Source organism: Heyndrickxia coagulans DSM 1 = ATCC 7050, from assembly GCF_000290615.1.
Classification (GTDB): Bacteria; Bacillota; Bacilli; order Bacillales; family Bacillaceae_C; genus Weizmannia; species Weizmannia coagulans.
Genome location: NZ_ALAS01000057.1, coordinates 31,523 through 51,510, shown reverse-complemented (window position 1 = coordinate 51,510; position 19,988 = coordinate 31,523). Strand labels below are relative to the sequence as shown.

Genomic DNA, 19,988 nt, shown 5'->3' with positions numbered 1-19,988 from the left:
GAGGGGCTCACAGTTTCCCCTCTTCACGCATTTTTTTCTTTGTTTTAAAGCCGAACCCCATAATGGCAATGAGAAGCGCGGTGCAGCCGAGAATCCCGGCAACGCTTTGGGCGCCGATCGCAACGCCGATGCCGCACATCGAAAGGAATGCGGCCAGTGAAAAGAACACAAATACCCATTTGATTTCCCGCATACGGTGAACCTCCCTTTCCCCTTATTTTACCGAAAATGTTTTAATAAAGCCAGCATTGTGTTATAATATTTTAGTTAAAGGTATAGACTAACATAGATTTGCGTTTAGGCAGGAGGAAATGTTTTTGAAAAGAAGAGAAGATTTACGCAACATTGCCATTATCGCGCACGTAGACCATGGGAAGACGACGCTTGTGGACCAGCTGCTGAAGCAGTCCGGTACTTTCCGTGCCAATGAGCATGTTGAAGAACGTGCAATGGACTCCAATGATCTGGAACGGGAAAGAGGCATTACGATTCTTGCCAAAAACACGGCAGTTCATTATAAAGATAAGAAAATCAATATTTTGGATACTCCGGGACATGCCGACTTTGGCGGCGAAGTCGAACGGATTATGAAAATGGTGGACGGGGTCTTGCTTGTGGTGGATGCCTATGAAGGCTGTATGCCGCAGACGCGTTTCGTGCTGAAAAAAGCGCTGGAACAAAACCTGACGCCGATTGTGGTCGTAAACAAAATTGACCGCGATTTTGCACGCCCTGAAGAAGTGGTCGATGAAGTGCTTGAATTATTTATTGAACTGGATGCCAATGATGAACAGCTGGAATTTCCAGTTGTGTATGCTTCCGCCATCAACGGTACGGCAAGCCTCGATCCGGATCCGGCCAAACAGGAAGGAAATATGAAGGTGCTGTTTGATACGATTATCGAACATATTCCGGCGCCTGTCGACAACCGCGAAGAACCGCTCCAGTTCCAGGTTGCGCTGCTTGATTACAACGATTATGTCGGGCGGATCGGCATCGGCCGCGTTTTCCGCGGGAAAATGCATGTCGGCCAGCAGGTGGCATTGATGAAGCTGGACGGCAGCGTCAAGCAGTTCCGTGTCACCAAAATGTTCGGTTTCTTCGGGCTGAAACGGGAAGAAATCGAGGAAGCATATGCCGGGGATTTGATTGCGGTGTCCGGAATGGAAGACATCAATGTCGGGGAAACGGTCTGCCCGGTTGAACACCAGGAAGCGCTGACGCCGCTCCGCATTGATGAGCCGACTTTGCAAATGACTTTCCTCGTCAATAACAGCCCGTTTGCCGGCCGTGAAGGAAAATTTGTGACGGCGCGGAAAATTGAAGAACGGCTCCGTTCGCAGCTGCAGACGGATGTCAGCTTGCGCGTTGAAAACACTGACTCTCCGGATGCATGGGTTGTGTCCGGGCGGGGGGAACTGCATTTATCCATTTTAATTGAAAATATGCGCCGCGAAGGGTTTGAACTGCAGGTTTCAAAGCCGAAAGTGATCATTAAAGAAATCGACGGCGTCAAATGCGAACCGGTGGAACGCGTCCAAATCGATACGCCGGAAGAATATACCGGTTCGATTATTGAGTCGCTCGGTTCTCGGAAAGGCGAAATGCTCGATATGATCAATAACGGCAATGGACAAGTCCGCCTGATTTTCAATGTCCCGGCCCGCGGATTGATCGGCTATACGACCGAATTTATGACGCTCACAAGAGGCTACGGCATTTTAAACCATACGTTTGATTCCTACCAGCCGATGCAGCCAGGACGCGTCGGCGGCCGCAGAAACGGCGTTCTCGTCTCCATGGAAACGGGCAAAGCCACGACATACGGCATGATGCAGGTGGAAGACCGCGGCACGCTGTTTGTTGAGCCGGGCACGGACATTTATGAAGGCATGATCGTCGGGGAAAACTCCCGTGAAAATGATATTGCCGTCAATATTACGAAAGCAAAACACGCGACAAACGTCCGCTCGGCAACAAAAGATCAGACGGCGGTCATCAAAAAGCCGCGTATCATGTCGCTGGAACAGGCGCTCGAATACCTGAACGATGACGAATATTGCGAAGTGACGCCGGAATCGATCCGGCTGCGCAAAAAAATCCTGAATAAGAGCGAGCGCGAAAAAGCGCAGAAACGGGCAAAAGCAGCAGAAAATGCATAAACAAAGAATAGGGCCGGCATGACCCTGTTCTTTCATCTATTCAAAGGGGAAAAGGGGAGATAGGATGACAAGCGAGGCGGTTCACCACCAATTGTCATTTTTTGCGGCATTGTACAAAGTGGATGAAAACCCGGAACCGGGGATGTGGCTCTTGTATCTCACCATCGTCGTTCTCTCGGTCATTGTCTACCGGCTCGGATTTGCGAGAAAATTGCCGGCTCTGAAATCTGCTGTCATTTATGTGCTGCTCCTTATGGGATGCACGCTGCTCACGTTTTTTGCAATCTTTTTGCCTGTAGGGGAATCACTCTGTTTAGCGGCTGTTGTGCTTGGCGTTTACAAAATCCGCCTGTACCAGCATAAAAAAACTGAAAAAAAGGGACGTTTTCCAATGTAGCACGCTTCCGGCCCCCGGAAGCTTTTTTTTGCGTCACAAAAAGCCCCGGACGCGCGCAATGATTCTAATCGGACTTGCCCGTACATATACTTTAGCAGTGCTTGGTCCTTTGTCCAATCCCAGGTATGAACAGGTCACACCGCGCTCACATAAAATAACATAATCCAAGTGAAGCAGGGGGCATCGATTTGAAGAAAATATACGTCTTGGATACCAATGTATTGCTCCAGGATCCATATGCCATCTTTTCTTTTGAAGATAATGAAATTGTCATACCGGCTGTTGTACTGGAAGAAGTGGATTCCAAAAAACGAAATATGGACGAAATCGGCAGAAATGCGCGCCAGGTATCCAAATTAATGGACGGTTTCCGGAAAGCCGGAAAACTGCATGAGAAAATCCCGCTTGAAAACGGCGGCGTGCTCAGAATTGAGCTGAATCACCGCTCATTTCACCAGCTGCAGGATATTTTCGCGGAAAAAACAAATGACAACCGGATCCTCGCGGTTGCGAAAAATCTATCGCTAGAAGAAGAGAGAAAAGAAAATGGCCGCCCGGTAATTCTCGTCAGCAAAGATGCGCTTGTCCGGGTGAAGGCGGACGCACTCGGCCTGTTGGCGGAGGATTTTTTAAACGACCGTGTCGTAAGCCTCGACCATCTTTATACCGGGCAAATGGAAATGTATATCGGCCCCGATTTATTGAAACGGTTTTATGAAAAGCAGGAACTGGCGCTGAGTGAAATTGCCAATCATCCGTTCTACCCGAACCAATTTTTGATTTTGAAAGATGCGCTCGGCAGCTCGGCTTCCGCCATTGGCATTGTGGACCAGGCGGGAAAGACGGTGAGGAAACTTTTTAACGTGCAGGATGCTGTCTGGGGAATCAAGCCGAGAAACGCCCAGCAGTGGATGGCGATGGAACTTTTGCTGCGCCCTGATATTCCGCTTGTCACCCTGACCGGGAAAGCGGGAACGGGCAAAACATTGCTTGCCCTTGCTGCAGGCCTGATGCAGACGGAGGATTTACATGATTATAAAAAGCTTTTGGTCGCGCGGCCGATTGTCCCGTTTGGCAAAGATATCGGCTATTTGCCAGGAGAAAAGCAGGAAAAGCTGCGGCCGTGGATGCAGCCCATCTACGATAATCTTGAGTTTTTGTTTAATACGAAGAAAGCAGGGGAAATTGACGGGATTCTCTCCGGCATGAGTTCGATTGAGGTAGAGGCGCTAACTTATATCCGCGGGCGCAGCATCCCGGGGCAATATATCATTATTGATGAGGCGCAAAATTTATCCAAGCATGAAGTAAAGACGATTTTAACAAGGGTAGGGGAGCAGAGTAAAATCGTGTTAATGGGGGATCCGGAACAAATTGACCATCCGTATTTGGATGCTTACAATAACGGGCTGACGTACGTCGTTGAGAAGTTTAAAGATGTGCCGCTTGCCGGACATGTGAAGCTGCTAAAGGGCGAGCGCTCAAAACTCGCGCAAATCGCGGCAGACCTGTTGTAAGGGCATGAAAAAACCGGGAGCAGCCGCCTCAGGATGTTTTAGCGCTGCCCCCGGCATCCGGGATTATTCAATGCGGATACCGGTTACATATTTGACCGGGTTTTCCCGGTTTGAACCGTCATCTAATAAAATGTGAAGCGGGCCGTCTTCTTTCAGCGCTTCTCCTTTAAAAGAAAAGGCAGCAATTAAATGGCCGGCCATTTCAAGCGGATAAGCGACAGGCCCGTTCTTTGTTTCAAACACGATTTTTTCCGCATCTTCCAGCGGCTCCGCATTTTGGATGAACAGGCCGACCGGAATGCCAAATGTCCCGGTTTTTAGATGGTGCCGTTTAAACTTTGGCTTTGTCCTTACAGCAGCCTGCGGATCAGCCCCTTCTGCCATGGCTTTATCAAAATATTTGCCGGTTTTCTTTAAGTAGGCTTCTTCCTGGCTGGTTTCCTGCTTTTCTTCGTCGAAATATGTATCAAGATCGATTTTCCGGTCATCAAATATCCAAGTGCCGACATCAAGTGTAATCGGAAACTTCACTTTTCCCTTTATTTGCATAATCATCATTGTGGCCCCTTTCTGTCCGTCTATACAGCATTATACCTTTTACGGCTGCCCGTGTCACTTGAAAGCGTATAAAAACAGCCCGGCCGACGGGCAAGCGCCCTCCGCATTTCTTTGTCCAGCCGCGGGCGCTGTCGGCTAATGAATTTCCAGTCCCCTCCCCTACGATAAGTCAGCATCGGTTCGCCTGCGGCTCACCGTGCTTCCTTTATCCCACATTAACGGGCAGTAAGCCCCCCTCCACAAGTATAATGAAAATATGGCACAATTGGCTAAGCGGGGGTCAACTGCCCGTAAATGTCCGATTGGTTCAACTTGCAATCATCAAGGCCTTGGCCTTGATGATTGCAGTTTCACTCAATCTCAGTTCGGGGACTATGAAATTCATACGCCGACGGGCAAGCGCCCTCCGCATTTCGTATAACTTGCAAAATCACGGTTTTAAAGGTACAATTTTTAATTAGATTGATATGTGAACGGGGGGATCAATTTGGCGTCTGAAACAAAGGTGAACCACCGGGAAAAAGCATACAGCCTGCTCAAGGCGGACGCAGAAAAGATATTAAAATTAATTCAGGTTCAAATGGATAACTTAACGATGCCCCAATGCCCTTTATATGAGGAAGTGTTGGATACACAAATGTTTGGTTTATCCCGTGAAATAGATTTTGCGGTCCGGCTCGGCTTAGTGGATGCCGGTGACGGAAAGCGGCTTCTTGATTCGCTTGAACAGGAACTGTCCCTTTTGCATGATGCATATATAAAAAAATGATGTTGAAAACTCAAACGATGTTCCGGTTGTTTGAGTTTTTTATTGCTTGAAAAAGGCAAAGGCAATGGCGGCCGGCGAAAAAGATGTTATAATTTAAAAATAACGGCAGGAGTTTTTTTAAAACGGTAGAATATTTTTTATCAAGAATGTTGCAGTTTTTACGGATTGGAAGGTTTCTATGCTGAAAAAAATCTTAAAATCATTCGACTACTCGGTCATCATTGTCTACCTGCTTCTTTGCTTATTCGGTTTGGTAATGATTTACAGTTCCAGCATGGTGATTGCAGTGCAGCGTTACGGGATGGACAGCGCCTATTTTTACAACAAGCAGAAAATCAATTTGGCCCTTGCTCTCCTTGCGTTTACCGTCACGGCTTTTCTCCCGTATAAACTATACGCGAGCAAAAAATTCCTTGCATTGCTGATGTGCGGGTCGATGTTCGGGCTTTTGGCGCTGTTTATTTTCGGCCATACATCGAACAACGCGCAAAGCTGGTTCCGGCTCGGTTCCAGTTCCGTGCAGCCATCGGAATTTGTGAAGGTTGCGATTATTATTTACCTGTCCGCCGTGTATGCCAAGAAACAGGCATACATTGACATCTTCAACAAAGGGGTTGTCCCGCCGCTGATCTTCCTTATCGTTGTTTGTTTCCTGGTTGCGATCCAGCCGGATATCGGGACGGCGACCATTATTTTCGGGATTGGCTGCACGATCATCATTGCATCCGGCATGCGCCTGAAAACCATGCTGAAGCTGGCAGGGCTCGGGCTTGCATTTGCCGTCCTGCTGTCGCCATTTCTTTTTCTGGAAAAGGATAAAATCTTTACGCCGGTTAAGATCGCGCGGTTTACAGGCTATTTGGATCCGTTTCAGAACGAAGGCGGGGAAGGCCTCCAGCTCGTAAACTCCTATATTGCGATTGGGTCAGGCGGGCTGAAAGGGCAGGGCCTCGGGCAAAGCATTCAAAAACTCGGTTATCTTCCGGAGCCCCATACCGATTTTATTATGGCCATTATTGCCGAAGAACTCGGGGCTTTTGGCGTCTTGTTTGTAATCGGCGGGCTCTGCTACCTTGTGCTGCGCGGCATATATATCGGCATCCATTCAAAAGACCAGTTCGGAAGCCTGCTTGCCATCGGAATTTCCGGCATGATTGCCATCCAAACATTTATCAATCTGGGCGGCGTCTGCGGCCTGATTCCAATTACGGGGGTGACATTGCCGTTTATCAGCTACGGCGGTTCATCGCTTCTGATTTTGTCCCTTTCACTCGGCATTCTGGTTAATGTGGGCATGTTTACAAAGTATGAGGAAAAGTATAAACACAAACAGGAAAAGCCGCAGGAAGCGGATGATGCAAACCGGAGGCCGTATCAGGTCTATTCAAGGCCGTAACGAAAAAAAACAGGCGCGCGGCAGAGATAAAGCAGAGGCTAAAAGAAAAGGCGCAAGGTTTTATGCCTTGCGCCTTTTCTGCTTATCTTGCGTAAGCCCTTTTCTGCCTTGTTTTGCAACAGGACAGCTTTTTTATTTTTCAGGCCGCAACAGGCGGCACTATTGTTTTTTCGGAACTCAGCGGACCCGGGCTTTTTTCAGCGGAAGGCTGTCTTTGCTTTTGGCAAATTGTTTTACTCTCCCGACAACAAGGTTCAAATAACATAACACGCCGAACAGGCAGGAAATGAAAAATGCGTGCAGGAGGGTGAAAGTAAGATTCATCCTCGTAAAAACGACCATGGCGCCTGAGGCAGCCTGCAGGCAGACAAGCACGAACGAAATGATCCATCCCCAGTAAATGACAAGCTGGTTTTGATAATGTCTTACGGCTCTAAAGGTGATATAAGCAATCCAGACAAAGATGAGGAGTGCCGCCGTCCGGTGGCCCATCTGCACCCATTCGTACCGGTTTCCGGGCAGGGAAGGGTCGCTGTTCACACAAAATGGGAAATCCCGGCAAACAAGGCTTGCGTTCATATGGCGGACAAGCGCGCCCGTATAGACGACGATAAAGCTGTAAACGGTCACGCCGATCGTATGCCGTTTCATGCTTTTTTCAAGGACAAGCCTGCCTGCGTCAAATTTCTGGTCCCATTCAAATACCATCAAAGTCAGCATCAGCACGGACGCAAACGAAATGAGAGAGACGCCGAAATGGAGCGCCATCACAAGATCGGATGAACCCCAGACGACTGCCGCCATGCCGAGAAATGCCTGCAAAAGCAGAAAAATGACGGAAATAATGGATAAAAATTTCGTTTCTTTTTTATGGCCGATTGCAAACCATGACCAAATGGCAAGCGCAAAGACAAGAAACGATGCGATGCCCGTACAAAATCTGTGCAGCCACTCGATCAGCGACTCGACAGTGAGCGGATCAGGAAAAATTTTGCCGTTGCAAAGCGGCCATTGGCGGCCGCAGCCAAGGCTTGAACCGGTATTGGTGACAAGTGCCCCGCCAATTAAAACCACCATCATCGATAAAGTTGTCACTACCCCGAGCCATTTTAAAGTTGTGCGCAATTGTTCCACCTTCTTTAATCTCATTTGTAAACATGTATCAGCAGCCGCAAATGCAACATACAGTCCCGCATTATTGCAACCGTTCATATAGTAGAAAATCCGTTCGGCAAGGTACTTCCAACTATCATCTTATCGTAAAACAGCCTGAAGGAAAAATATTTATTTCCCATGACACAAATTTGCCATAAAAATGTGTCGAAAATATCACACCTTCGCGGCAATTTATGATTAAATATTATGTAGGCAGGTATATTCCGGAATTCCACATATTTGCATGCTGGAAAACTTATAAATGATCTTAGCAGGGCAATACCGTTACATACAGTTTTGATTAATAGCCAAAAAGGAAAAGATGGATTATAGTTGTAGTATACCGTTTTCCTTATTGGCATCGTAAAAACATTTGCAAAGGGAATCCGCAGGCAGCGTGTAAGGACATTTTTTTTGAACGGTTTTGAACAATTGGAAGGAGGGGCTATCGTGGCAGATAGTCGGACGATGAATACGGCAACAAGGGTGAAAGCTGCAGACGCCTCTGCGTTTAAAGATTTTTTATCCTTGATTAAAATTGGAATTGTAAACTCAAATTTAATTACGGCATTTACCGGAATGTGGCTTGCGCTGGAACTGACAAACAGGCATTTTTTGCAGTCGCTGGACATTATGTTCCTCGCGATGGCGGGAACTGCACTGATTGTCGCCGGGTCGTGCAGCCTGAACAACTGGTATGACCAGGATATTGATGCGATTATGAAAAGCAAAAATTTCAGGCCGACGGTTACGGGCAGATTTTCAAACGCGAAAGTGCTTGCAATCGGCCTCGGATTTGTGGCTTTCGGCACGCTGCTATTGTTTTTGACCACCCCAATGGCGGGTCTGATCGGCCTGTTTGGCGCATTCAGCTATGTTGTGCTGTATACAATGTGGTCAAAACGAACCCTTGTCAGCAATACCGTGATCGGCAGTTTCGCCGGCGCTGTTCCCCCACTGATCGGCTGGGCGGCTGTTGACCCGCATCTCGGGATTGTGCCGTGGATGCTGTTTTTGCTTATGTTTATCTGGCAACCGCCGCATTTTTATGCGATTGCGATGAAAAAATGCGAAGAATACCGGGCAGCGGGCATTCCGATGCTTCCGGTTGTCAAAGGGTTTCAAATCACGAAATGGCATATGCTTATATGGGTGGCGCTGCTTATTCCGGTGCCGTTTTTCCTGAAACCGCTCGGCATTGGTTTTATCATCCTTGCGACATTGTTTAATCTGGGCTGGCTGGCATTAAGCCTGTCCGGTTTTAAAATGAAAAATGATTTAAAATGGGCGAAATGGATGTTTATTTATTCGCTGAACTATTTAACGATCTTGTTTGTAGCAATGGTGATCGCTACGCTTTTCTAAAGGGAGTTCTTTCTTGCAAAAGAAATCCAATAGATTGCATCCTTGTTCTGACAGAAAGATACAGGAAAGAGGGGATTGGTAGAGCGATGAAACAGCGGCTACAAAAGGGGAGTTTGCTTTTTATTGTCACTTTGTTTATGGCCGCGCTTTCGGGCTGCGGCAAGCCATATTTGTCGGCGCTTGATCCTGCCGGTGAAGTGGCCCGGAAGCAGTATGATTTGATGATGTGGAGCGTTTGGATTATGGTGTTCGTCATGGTTGTCGTATTCGCCGTTTTCCTTGCCGTTCTCATACGGTTCAGGCGGAAAAAAGGGGACGAATCCATTCCAAAACAGGTAGCGGGGAATCATAAGCTTGAAATCTTATGGACCATTATTCCGATTGTTTTATTGATTTTAATTGCCATTCCAACCATCAGCCAGGTCTTCAGCCTCGGAGATACAAAAGCGATGGATAAGAAAAAGGATGCCAAGCAGGGGGCGCTTATCGTTAAAGTTCGCGCCAGCCTTTATTGGTGGGAATTTGAGTACCCGGGTTACGGTGTGGTGACAAGCCAGGAACTCGTTGTCCCGACAAACCAGAAAGTCTACTTCCAAGTTAAAGCCTCAGATGTGAAACACTCCTTTTGGATACCGTCCGTTGGCGGGAAAATGGATGCCAACACAGATAATATCAACAAATTCTGGCTTGAAATTGATGATAAGAAGGCAGAGGATGCCGGAAATGTGTTTTATGGAAAATGCGCCGAATTATGCGGCCCTTCCCATGCCTTAATGGACTTCCGAGTGAAAGCGGTGTCACAGGATGAATTTAAGGCGTGGATCAGCAATATGAAAAACGCAAAAGAAACAAAACCGGCGTCCGCTCTCGCACAGGAAGGGCAGGATGTATTCAAAAAAAGCTGTATCAGCTGCCACGCGGTCACGCCGAATGACACACGCCCGGAACAGGCACGGACAGCTCCCAATCTGGCAACCTTTGGCGAAAGGGAAAAAGTCGCCGGCATTTTGGACCGTGATGAGGCCAATCTCAAAAACTGGATAAAAGATCCGGGAAAATACAAACCGGGGACAAAAATGCCCGCCTTCGGGGATAAGCTTTCCGACCGGCAAATCGATGCGCTTGCGGCTTATCTGATGCAACTGAAAGCTGGTGAATAAAACAAGGGGATATTCGAAAGCAAAGGGGAGGTTAAAGTGAGCGTAGGAACAAAAAAGGCAGGTTTTGGCGCCACTGTCTATGAATATCTCACAACAGTGGATCATAAAAAAATCGGCATTTTGTATTTGATTACAGGGGGATTCTTTTTTGTCATCGGCGGGATTGAAGCGCTGATGATCCGCATTCAGCTGGCGGTGCCGAACAATCATTTTGTCGGCGCGGATACGTACAACCAAGTCATGACGATGCACGGCACGACCATGATCTTCCTTGCGGCCATGCCGCTGTTGTTTGGTTTTATGAATGCGATTGTCCCGCTTCAGATCGGTGCCCGTGATGTGGCTTTTCCGTTTTTAAATGCATTGGGGTTCTGGCTGTTTTTCTTTGGCGGCATTTTCTTGAATTTATCCTGGTTTCTCGGGGGCGCGCCTGATGCTGGGTGGACGTCTTATGCTTCACTGTCCCTCGCATCCAGCGGGCACGGGATTGACTTTTATTCACTTGGGCTGCAGATTTCAGGTTTCGGTACGCTCATTGCCGGGGTGAATTTCCTTGTGACGGTCATGAACATGCGGGCGCCGGGGATGACGTATATGCGCTTGCCAATGTTCACATGGACGACTTTCGTTGTGTCCGCCCTTATTCTGTTTGCTTTTCCGCCGCTGACGGTCGGTTTGTTTTTGCTGACATTTGACCGGATGTTCGGCGCGAAGTTTTTTGACGTGGCTTTCGGGGGAAATACCATCATTTGGGAACATCTTTTCTGGATTTTCGGGCATCCGGAAGTCTACATTCTCATTTTGCCGGCATTTGGCATTTTCTCCGAAATTTTTGCACATTTTTCTAAAAAGCGATTATTCGGATACTCTTCCATGGTATTCGCCGTAATTTTAATTGGATTTTTAGGCTTTATGGTGTGGGCCCACCATATGTTTACAACCGGCCTGGGCAACGTAGCCAACGCCATTTTTGCTGTCTCCACGATGACCATTGCGGTGCCGACGGGCATTAAAATTTTCAACTGGCTGCTTACGATGTGGGGCGGGAGCATCCGGTTTACAACGCCGATGCTTTATGCGGCCGCTTTCATCCCTTCCTTTACATTGGGCGGGGTTACCGGGGTGATGCTCGCGGCTGCACCTGCTGATTACCAATATCATGACAGCTATTTTGTTGTAGCCCACTTCCACTATGTCATTGTCGGCGGTGTTGTGTTCGGGCTGCTTTCGGCACTGCATTATTACTGGCCGAAAATGTTCGGCACGATGCTGAATGAGACAATGGGGAAAATCACATTCTGGCTGTTTTTCATCGGTTTTCATTTAACCTTTATGATCCAGCACTGGCTCGGATTGCTCGGAATGCCGAGAAGGCAGTGGACATATCTGCCGGATCAAGGCTGGGATACGGATAACCTCGTCAGTTCATGCGGCGCGGTGCTGATGGCGGCAGGTGTGCTTATCCTCGTGGCCAATATTGTTGTAACGGCCGTCCAGAACCGGAAAGTCGGAAACGATCCGTGGGAGTTTGGCAGGACGCTCGAATGGTCGATTTCTTCTCCGCCGCCGGAGTACAACTTTGCGCAAACACCGCTTGTCAGGGGAATTGACACCTGGTGGCTCGAAAAAATGGAAGGGAAAAAGCAGGTGACACCGGCAGAGCCGATTAAAGACATCCATATGCCGAACCCGTCCATCCTGCCATTGTTTATGGCATTCGGCCTATTTATTGCCGCTTTCGGCGCGCTGTACCATGCAACCCACACCAAAACCGGGACCACCATCCTTGTTATCGGCTTGGCGATTACCCTTGCATCGATGCTGATCCGGTCGGTAAAAGATGATCCGGGGTACCATATTAAGAAGGAAGCCTTAATGGAACGCGAAGAAAGGGGGGCCGGGGCGTAATGGAAATAGAACAAAATTTCACGGCGAAAACATGGCCTGAGTCCCCGGAGCGGGCGACGCTTGAAGGCAGGAATAAATTTCTCGGTTTTTGGCTGTTTTTAGGCGGCGAGACGGTCCTTTTTGCTTCCTTGTTTGCAACCTACCTGGCGCTGAAAGACAAGGGTCCGGCATCGATGGTGCATGCAAAAGACTTATTTGAACTGCCGCTGACCTTTTTGGCCACGGTTTTTCTGTTGACAAGTTCCATTACAAGTGTGTATGCCATTTATCATATGAAAAATTTTGCTTTTAAAAAAATGCAGGCCTGGTTCTTGATTACCGTTTTGCTTGGCGCTTGTTTTCTTGGGCTTGAAGTATATGAATTCCATCATTATGTGGCGGAATACCATCATACATTTACAAGCAGCGCATTCGGTTCCGCGTTTTATACGCTTGTCGGGTTCCACGGCGGCCACGTGGCGTTCGGGCTGTTATGGATTACGGCACTGATGGTGCGGAACGCTAAACGGGGCTTGAATTTGTACAATGCGCCGAAATTTTATGTGGCAAGCCTGTATTGGCACTTTATTGATGTCGTCTGGGTGTTTATCTTTACGGTTGTATATTTGATGGGGATGGTGGGATAGACAATGGAACACAATGCACAAATGGACAGACGCCATGTTGAATATGAATACCGGCGCCGCAAAAGCGCGGAGGAAATGAAGTACCAGGTCGTCAGTTTTATCTTAATGATGTTTTTGACCATTATTGCATTCTGGGCCGTCCGTGCCCATTTGTCCAAATGGTTTACCATTCCGGTGATCCTGCTTTTGGCTGCGATCCAGGTCGTATTTCAGTTGTTTTATTTCATGCATATGAACCATAAGCACCATGAAGGCCCAAAACTTTTCATCTTTGGCGGCGCACTCGTCGCATTTGTCACAGTACTGGCATTCCTCACCATCATCTGGTGGTGAATAGAAAAGCGGAGGGCGCTTGCCCGTCGGCGTATGAATTTCATAGTCCCCGAACTGAGATAAAGGAAGCACGGTGAGCCGCAGGCGAACCGATGCTGACTTATCGTAGGGGAGGGGACTGGAAATTCACTAGCCGACAGCGCCCGCAGCTGGACAAAGAAAAGCGGAGGGCGCTTGCCCGTCGGCGTATGAATTTCACAGTCCCCGAACTGAGATTGAGTGAAACTGCAATCATCAGAGCATTGGCCCTGATGATTGCAAGTTGAACCAATCGGACATTTACGGGCAGTTGACCCCCGCTCAGCCTATTGTGCCATATTTTCATCATACCAGTAGCGGGGGTCTTACTGCCCGTTAATGTGGGGTAAAGGAAGCACGGTGAGCCGCAGGCGAACCGATGCTGACTTATCGTAGGGGAGGGGACTGGAAATTCACTAGCCGACAGCGCCCGCAGCTGGACAAAGAAAAGCGGAGGGCGCTTTTTAGGCGCCCCTGCTTTAAATCCATTTGCAATGGGTGCGGAAAGGAGTGGAAATGGTGCCGCTTGAAATATTCGGATTTCGTGCACTGTGGAGCCCTTATTTTTTTATCACGATCTTACTGTTTGTTGTTCTTTATTTTCTGCTTGCGTCCTTATGCAAAAGGTCTTATTTGAACGCAACGCCGCCGGGGCCGGCGCAGTCCGCTTCTTTTTGCACAGCGATGGCGCTGCTTTACATCGTCAAAGGCTCTCCTGTCGATCTTATCGGGCATATCATGTTTTCCGTCCATATGCTGCAAATGTCTGTCCTTTTTTTCATCGTGGCGCCGCTGTTTTTGCGCGGGATGCCGGTGTGGATATTGGAAAAGGGGATGCAGCTTCCGGTTGTGGCGCCCGTTGTCCGGTTCTTTACAAATCCGGTGCTTGCCGTTGTCACCTTTAATATTATATTTTCCCTGTACCACATTCCGGCCGTTTTCGATCAGGTAAAGGTCAATCCGTTTCTCCACAGCCTCTATACCATCGTGCTGTTTCTTTTAGCCGTAGCGATGTGGTGGCCGGTTTTGTCGCCATTGCCCGGGCAATATGCGCTGGGCGGCCTGAAAAAAATCGCTTATTTATTTGCAAGCGCCATGCTTTTAACCCCTGCATGCGCCTTAATCATGTTCGCCAATCATCCGGTTTACAGGAGCTTTTCCGACGGAACGATGTGGCTTTCGTCCATGCATTTATGTGTGCCTGCTGACATGCTCTCCGGACTCGCACGTTACGGCTCCCCGGCGCTTTTCTCGCCGCTTCCTGTACTGCAGGATCAGCAGCTTGGCGGTGTGGTGATGAAAATCATGCAGGAAATCGTCTACGGCATCATGCTTGCCCGCATCTTTTTCCAATGGGCAAAGACAGAACAGGGAGATGGCAGCCCGGAAACGAATCCGGTTGCAGGAGAACAGCAGAGGCTGATGGAACAGCATTAAAAAAGGCCGCTCTCTATGGCCAGCCGTTTTCAGGGGCCACAGGAGCGGCGCAATTTATTCTGCAAATATAGCCAAGTCTTTTTTAAGCGCTTCCAAAATTTTTCTGCAATACTTGACGAGATCGTGCGGAAAATATTCGTCCTCACCGTATTCCACACCATGCGGATAATAATATTTTCCCAAAATAGGCGCCTTTAACTGAATCACGGCATCAAACGAATCCACATCCCCCTCGGTTGCAACTCCCTGCACGCGAAGATAATAGGTGCCTTCCTGAATCGTAAATTTTCTATCGTATGTGACGCGTTCGTAATCCCATTGCCCGGCACGTACCATCTTGTGCCGTTCCATTACATCGTCCAGCCGCGTCAAATCCACTTTCATATTTTCCAAACCCGTGTCATCAAACCGCAAGAATACCCCTCCCGTCCGCGCAATTAAAATCTTTCAATTTTATCTTATCTGAATACAAACATTTATGCAATGCAAATATTCATTGCCGCAAAAAGCCGGCCGCAGCAGCTGCCCTTCCCGGAGGCGGTTGAAAAAAATTGGTGCTTTTCTGCTTAAAACTGTAAAATATATAATAAAATGAATTAAAGGAGAAAAAATTTACGGAACATCAAGAGAGGTGAAGTCACCTGCGTACCTTTTTAAAAGCAGCCGCGATCCTTGTCATCATATTTCTGATCGGGCTTTATGTCCAGCTTCGTCCTGAAAACGGCGTACTGCAAAACCATTCCTCTAACAAGAAAATGGATAACAGTTCTGACATTCATGACCACAGCAAGAATCAAACGTACAGCCGCCCGGATCATGGCATGTCGGTATATATCGGAAAACCCGTAAAAACGTTAACCGCACATTTCGGAAAACCGCAAAGAGTGGATCCGTCTCCATATGGTTATGATTGGTGGGTTTATAAGAAAAAATCGGCCGGTTACTTTCAGGCAGGCGTCAAAAACGGCAAGGTTACGACCATTTACGCTGTCGGAACCCGTTTAGACGTAGCCCCGTTTGAGATTGGAGAAAATGTAGAAAAAATTTACAGTTCCATTTTAATGGATACGGATATGACGGTGCAAACAAATGAAGGCTCATACCGCTTTGAATTGTCGGAAGAAGATCTGAATATCCGCCCGCTTGTCCGTCTTGGAGACATTTATGCCCAGCTGGCGCTTGATAAGTTCAGCGGCAAATTGCTTTTTATCCGTTTTATGGATAAAAACACACTGACGATGCTGCATCCTTATGAAATGGTGTACCGCGGAGTACTGCCCCAATCCGTCCCGGAGGATGACCCGAAATGGGTTGACGTAGAAAAGGCGAACGCCAGGCAAATTTTTGACCTTACAAACATCGTCAGGGAGCGATTCGGGTTAAAAAAACTGGCCTGGAATACAGCCCTTTCCGAAGTGGCATACAGTCACAGCGAAGACATGGCTGACGGCCATTATTTTTCGCATGTCTCCCCCAAATATGGAGACTTAAAAGAAAGATTAAAGGATGGGCATGTTTCTTATACTGCGGCCGGGGAAAATATTGCCGCCCATTATACGGACGGCCCGGCTGCGGTGGAGGGATGGCTTAATTCAGAGGGCCACCGGAAAACATTGCTGGAGAAAGACTTTACCCATCTTGGCGTCGGGGTGTACCAGAAATACTATACCCAGGATTTCATTAAGGCACCATAGCCGGATACCGTTCCAGCCGAAGCTGGAGAGGGTCCGGCTGAAGGATAGTTAAAAAAGGCAGGCGGGCTGCCCGGGGCTTTTGAAAGGGTAAACAGCGGTATTTCCGGCTTCTCATTTCAAAATGAAAAAAGAACCCGTGCAATGGGCAATCTTTGTCCCGTCGTCCCGAAAGGCAGTGCCTTCCAGCACCATCGTTTGTGTGCCGCGGTGGATCACCTTTGCCTTCGCTTTTAAGCGGCTTCCCGTCCCAGGGGCAATATAATGAATGGTGAGACTGGACGTAACAGCCTGCTGGCCCGCCGGCAACAGGTTGTTTGCCATCACGCCCATTGCTGTATCAAGCAAGGTTGCTGTTACCCCGCCGTGAACGATGGAAAAATGATTGTAGAGTAACGGCGTAACCGGAATGTCCACCTCGCATTCTTCCCCGCCGTAATCCGCTTCCATCAGAAAAAGATCTTTGAAATATGTACGCTCGTTCCCGGCCTGCTTATTGGAAAGCCCGTTTAACATTTGCTGCAATACGATTAAGTCTTCTTCCGTTGCCGCTTGGACCACTTTTTCAAAAGTATGGCGTATTTCTTCTTTCATCTCCTGATACCTCTTTTAACGCGTTTTTTTAAAAAGCATACCCATATCGTATCAAAATTCACGGGAAATGAAAACCTTCACACCTGTTTGCTGCGGGCATATGCTGGAAATGAGGAAGGTATGTGAACGTAACAGAAAGCCAAGGTTCGAAAAAAATGTCTTCTCGCGGGGTGAGCGGAAATGGGAACGAAAAAATTGCATCCTTCCGTAGAAAAGTTTAAAGCATTTACAAAAACCCATCCTTTGATTTTAAAAGAAGTCCGGGGCGGAAAAAAATCTTTACAGGATTTCTTTGAAGAATGGTATATACTGGGCGAAGATGACCCGGTCTGGGAAAAGTACGCGGCAGAAGGCAGCGGACCGAAGGAAAAAACGGGCGGGAAAAGCAGCTGGCTGAACCAGCTTGGCACGATGCTCGAGAACCTGGATACAGCACAGGTCCAGGGCCACTTGCAGCATTTGACGGAAGCGATTGCCGCCGTCCAAAATGTGATCACGCAGTTTACAGGACCGCAACAGGCGCCGCAATCGCGGGCTCCCCAGCCGAAGGGCCCGTTTTCATTCAGAAAAGACTAGAAAGGGGCTGCACATATGCGGAACGAAGTGATGGAAGTCATCCGGCGGTCGAATGAATGGAAAACCTTTTTAAGGGAGCAGCCGGTGTGGTACCGGAAATTGTCAAGGCATCCCGGGGAACTGGAACAGTTTCAAATTGCAGCGCTCCATTATTACCAGAAAACGATCCCTCAGCGGGTTGAAAAGTTTGCAAACGGGTTGCAAATGGCACAAATGATGATGCATATGATGCAGTCCATCTATGAACAAGGTTGATTTCCGAAAAAAATTTACCTTTTTTGAGTAAATCAGCGCTTTCTTGCGGAAAATAACCGCAAGGAGTGATCGTAATGAAAATGGCTGCAGGATTCCTTGCTGTATGTTTGCTGTTTGCCGGCTGCAGCGGGCACATGCCGCGCAAAGAGGAGCGGGAAGCGGATGCTGCTTCTGCGGCAGAAAACCAGGCAACAGTTCGGCATTTTGTAAAGGGCCGGGATTTGTTTGTGGAATGCATGATTCCAAGCGTCACTTTTTCAGGCAGCCGGCATGCCAAACCGGCAAAAATCAAAGTTTATGTGGATGGTGTATGGAAAGGCGAGTACAATACGGCTGCATTTGTTGTAAAAGGGCTTGATAAAGGGGTACATGCCGTGCAGCTGGAAGTGGTGGACAAAAACACAGGCGCCCGCTTAGGCATTCACAGGCAGTTTTATATTTCTGTCAGCTGACCGGGCAAATTCGCAAAGCTTGCGGAAACATGGTAAAATCATCATGTGGAGGTGAGCTTTTTGCTTGCAACATTGGAAAGCGCGGAAATTTTGTCCCAAGCCGAAGCACTGGCGAAAATGGTCATTGCCTCGGATATTGCCGAAAATTACCGGGACTGCTATAGCAAGATGTATCATGATCCCGCCACACAACAGAAAATCCGGAAATTTGCGCGCCTGAAAGAGCAGTTTGAGGAAGTCCAGCGCTTTGGCAGGTATCACCCTGATTATAAACGCATCAACAAAGAAACAAGGGAAGCCAAGAGGGAAATGGATCTGGATGAAAATGTTGCCAGATTCAGGCGGGCGGAAAATGCCCTCCAGGACCTGCTCGACCAAATCAGCCTGCTGATTGGCAAATCTGTTTCTGAACATATAAAAGTGCCGACCGGAAATCCGTTTTTTGATGCATCTTGTTCCGGCGGCTGCGGAACCGGCGGCAGCTGCAGCTGTTCTGCATAATAACCGCGATAAGGCCGCAATCTGCGGCCTTTCCTTATTGTTCCGTGAAAAAAGGTATGATACACTCATTAAAAAAGCACGAAGGGGAAACGCTATGTTATCAGATCGGCAGGGCCTCATCATTTGGCTGTATCAGATGAAGCATACGAAACATTTACGAAGATTCGGCAATGTCCATTATGCGTCGAAAAGGATGAAGTATGCCGTCCTTTATTGTGACCGCAAAGAGATAGAACAAGTAAAAGCGAAAATTGAAAGTCTTCCGTTTGTAAGGAAAGTGGATTATTCCATGAAGCCGTTTTTAAAAACGGAATATGAAAACGCAAAACCCGACAAAGCAAAAGAATACGACTATAAAATAGGGTTATAAAGGCGCCCGGGTTTGCATGCCGGCATTCCCTGCTGCGTGTGAATCAGCAAATCCGCCGTGCCAAAAACTGCCTGGAAGCCCCGTCCGGCGCGTTTTAAAACAAGCACATCCGGCCGCGCCCTGGCCGGATATTTTATTGCAGCGGCGCAATTAGCCGGTTCATTCTTAATATGCCGATTAAATATTGATAAAAAAGGGTTTTGTCGGAAAAAGACGAAGACGGCCGGACTTCGAGTTCCACAATGTCCGCTCCTAAAGCGGCTGCGGTTTCGGCAAACAGGCTGTACCGTTTATTCGGCTGCACCCGCGGATCCGGAATCCCTTCAAGGCAAACGTATAGCGCCTGAAATTCCCCCGGATCGGTCGGTTTTAAAATGAGCACGGGTGAAGTGACGGCTTGATCCGCAACGATGGTATGAAGGGCAAGCATGCCGTGCAGCCGGTGCCGGTTTGCTTTTGCCAGTTCGATCAGTTCAAATAAATCTGTATATCCGTTCCCCAGTTCAATAAATCTTTGCTGCATCCTCTATTCCTCACTTACAAACAAATTTGCTGTTTCTATTCTACTGCACTTCTTTTTATTCGGAAAGTATTCCTGCAAAATAAACCGGGCGAAATGCCGGCTCGGCTTTTTGAAACGGCGTGCCGGGACTCCGGCAAATGCGGAAAATAAAAAACCCTGCAGCCAATACTGCAGGGCCCTTCTATATCCTTATTCCGGACAGAAGGCAAAGGGAGAGGAGAAATC

23 protein-coding genes are annotated in these 19,988 nt (G+C 48.1%); 17 read left to right on the top strand and 6 right to left on the bottom strand.

The window, feature by feature from the left end:
- Positions 1-7: 7 nt before the first annotated feature.
- Complete coding sequence (locus IC21_RS02075) at positions 8-193, bottom strand: YlaF family protein (protein ID WP_013858930.1); 186 nt, start codon at positions 191-193, stop codon at positions 8-10.
- Positions 194-317: 124 nt separating this feature from the next.
- Here IC21_RS02075 and typA point away from each other — a divergent pair, with 124 nt between their 5' ends.
- The 3 genes from typA to IC21_RS02060 all read left to right on the top strand — a co-directional run bounded on the left by typA (position 318) and on the right by IC21_RS02060 (position 4,076).
- Positions 318-2,162, top strand: coding sequence for a translational GTPase TypA (gene typA / locus IC21_RS02070; protein WP_029141725.1), 1,845 nt, complete (start codon positions 318-320; stop codon positions 2,160-2,162).
- 64 nt (positions 2,163-2,226) lie between these two features.
- Complete coding sequence (locus IC21_RS02065) at positions 2,227-2,559, top strand: YlaH-like family protein (RefSeq protein ID WP_029141726.1); 333 nt, start codon at positions 2,227-2,229, stop codon at positions 2,557-2,559.
- A 188-nt stretch (positions 2,560-2,747) separates the two neighbouring features.
- Positions 2,748-4,076, top strand: coding sequence for a PhoH family protein (locus tag IC21_RS02060; protein ID WP_029141727.1), 1,329 nt, complete (start codon positions 2,748-2,750; stop codon positions 4,074-4,076).
- A gap of 63 nt (positions 4,077-4,139) precedes the next feature.
- On the opposite strand, the gene IC21_RS02055 is transcribed toward IC21_RS02060, so the two are convergent.
- Positions 4,140-4,631 carry a peptidylprolyl isomerase gene (locus IC21_RS02055; RefSeq protein WP_029141368.1) on the bottom strand — a complete coding sequence of 164 codons (492 nt, stop codon included), beginning with the start codon at positions 4,629-4,631 and terminating at the stop codon, positions 4,140-4,142.
- 490 nt (positions 4,632-5,121) lie between these two features.
- Between IC21_RS02055 and IC21_RS02050 the strand changes: the two genes are divergently transcribed.
- A complete protein-coding gene (locus tag IC21_RS02050; protein WP_013858935.1) occupies positions 5,122-5,403 on the top strand; it encodes an Fpa/YlaN family protein in 282 nt (93 codons plus the stop codon).
- Positions 5,404-5,581: 178 nt separating this feature from the next.
- Entirely contained in the window at positions 5,582-6,799 is a 1,218-nt protein-coding gene (locus IC21_RS02045; RefSeq protein ID WP_029141728.1) for an FtsW/RodA/SpoVE family cell cycle protein, read from the top strand.
- A 177-nt stretch (positions 6,800-6,976) separates the two neighbouring features.
- Here the strand turns inward: IC21_RS02045 and IC21_RS02040 are convergent, their stop codons facing one another.
- Positions 6,977-7,924 (bottom strand): COX15/CtaA family protein, encoded by a 948-nt coding sequence (locus tag IC21_RS02040; protein WP_029141729.1) that lies wholly within the window; start codon positions 7,922-7,924, stop codon positions 6,977-6,979.
- Between the two features lie 480 nt (positions 7,925-8,404).
- Here IC21_RS02040 and cyoE point away from each other — a divergent pair, with 480 nt between their 5' ends.
- The 6 genes from cyoE to ctaG all read left to right on the top strand — a co-directional run bounded on the left by cyoE (position 8,405) and on the right by ctaG (position 14,801).
- Positions 8,405-9,319 carry a heme o synthase gene (gene cyoE, locus IC21_RS02035; protein WP_029141730.1) on the top strand — a complete coding sequence of 305 codons (915 nt, stop codon included), beginning with the start codon at positions 8,405-8,407 and terminating at the stop codon, positions 9,317-9,319.
- 86 nt (positions 9,320-9,405) lie between these two features.
- The gene (coxB, locus tag IC21_RS02030) at positions 9,406-10,479 is read left to right on the top strand and encodes a cytochrome c oxidase subunit II (protein ID WP_019721930.1); all 1,074 of its coding nucleotides are present in this window, start codon (positions 9,406-9,408) and stop codon (positions 10,477-10,479) included.
- Positions 10,480-10,515: 36 nt separating this feature from the next.
- Positions 10,516-12,387 (top strand): cytochrome c oxidase subunit I, encoded by a 1,872-nt coding sequence (gene ctaD / locus IC21_RS02025; RefSeq protein ID WP_029141731.1) that lies wholly within the window; start codon positions 10,516-10,518, stop codon positions 12,385-12,387.
- Positions 12,387-13,013, top strand: a complete 627-nt coding sequence (locus IC21_RS02020; RefSeq protein WP_013858941.1) for a cytochrome (ubi)quinol oxidase subunit III — start codon at positions 12,387-12,389, stop codon at positions 13,011-13,013. The genes ctaD and IC21_RS02020 overlap by 1 nt, the downstream gene beginning before the upstream one ends.
- Before the next feature lie 3 nt (positions 13,014-13,016).
- The gene (gene ctaF / locus IC21_RS02015) at positions 13,017-13,346 is read left to right on the top strand and encodes a cytochrome c oxidase subunit IVB (protein WP_029141732.1); all 330 of its coding nucleotides are present in this window, start codon (positions 13,017-13,019) and stop codon (positions 13,344-13,346) included.
- Positions 13,347-13,880: 534 nt separating this feature from the next.
- Positions 13,881-14,801 (top strand): cytochrome c oxidase assembly factor CtaG, encoded by a 921-nt coding sequence (gene ctaG / locus IC21_RS02010; RefSeq protein ID WP_029713795.1) that lies wholly within the window; start codon positions 13,881-13,883, stop codon positions 14,799-14,801.
- A 54-nt stretch (positions 14,802-14,855) separates the two neighbouring features.
- Here ctaG and IC21_RS02005 read toward each other — a convergent pair whose 3' ends face one another.
- On the bottom strand, positions 14,856-15,215 hold the full coding sequence (locus tag IC21_RS02005) for a YugN family protein (protein WP_013858944.1): 360 nt from the start codon (positions 15,213-15,215) through the stop codon (positions 14,856-14,858).
- Positions 15,216-15,622: 407 nt separating this feature from the next.
- Between IC21_RS02005 and IC21_RS02000 the strand changes: the two genes are divergently transcribed.
- Positions 15,623-16,495, top strand: a complete 873-nt coding sequence (locus tag IC21_RS02000) for a CAP domain-containing protein (protein WP_234969439.1) — start codon at positions 15,623-15,625, stop codon at positions 16,493-16,495.
- A gap of 111 nt (positions 16,496-16,606) precedes the next feature.
- Here the strand turns inward: IC21_RS02000 and IC21_RS01995 are convergent, their stop codons facing one another.
- Entirely contained in the window at positions 16,607-17,086 is a 480-nt protein-coding gene (locus IC21_RS01995) for a PaaI family thioesterase (protein WP_019721935.1), read from the bottom strand.
- A gap of 180 nt (positions 17,087-17,266) precedes the next feature.
- On the opposite strand from IC21_RS01995, the gene IC21_RS01990 reads away from it, so the two are divergent.
- The 5 genes from IC21_RS01990 (at position 17,267) to IC21_RS01970 (ending at position 19,240) form a co-directional block, all read left to right on the top strand.
- Positions 17,267-17,662, top strand: coding sequence for a YlbD family protein (locus IC21_RS01990; protein ID WP_013858947.1), 396 nt, complete (start codon positions 17,267-17,269; stop codon positions 17,660-17,662).
- 15 nt (positions 17,663-17,677) lie between these two features.
- A complete protein-coding gene (locus IC21_RS01985) occupies positions 17,678-17,917 on the top strand; it encodes a YlbE-like family protein (protein WP_029142113.1) in 240 nt (79 codons plus the stop codon).
- A gap of 74 nt (positions 17,918-17,991) precedes the next feature.
- Positions 17,992-18,369, top strand: a complete 378-nt coding sequence (locus tag IC21_RS01980) for a hypothetical protein (protein ID WP_029142114.1) — start codon at positions 17,992-17,994, stop codon at positions 18,367-18,369.
- Between the two features lie 60 nt (positions 18,370-18,429).
- The gene (locus IC21_RS01975; protein WP_013858950.1) at positions 18,430-18,870 is read left to right on the top strand and encodes a YlbF/YmcA family competence regulator; all 441 of its coding nucleotides are present in this window, start codon (positions 18,430-18,432) and stop codon (positions 18,868-18,870) included.
- 94 nt (positions 18,871-18,964) lie between these two features.
- Entirely contained in the window at positions 18,965-19,240 is a 276-nt protein-coding gene (locus IC21_RS01970; RefSeq protein WP_019721936.1) for a YlbG family protein, read from the top strand.
- Between the two features lie 133 nt (positions 19,241-19,373).
- On the opposite strand, the gene IC21_RS01965 is transcribed toward IC21_RS01970, so the two are convergent.
- Positions 19,374-19,763, bottom strand: a complete 390-nt coding sequence (locus IC21_RS01965; RefSeq protein ID WP_013858952.1) for a DUF7147 family protein — start codon at positions 19,761-19,763, stop codon at positions 19,374-19,376.
- Positions 19,764-19,988: the final 225 nt, after the last annotated feature.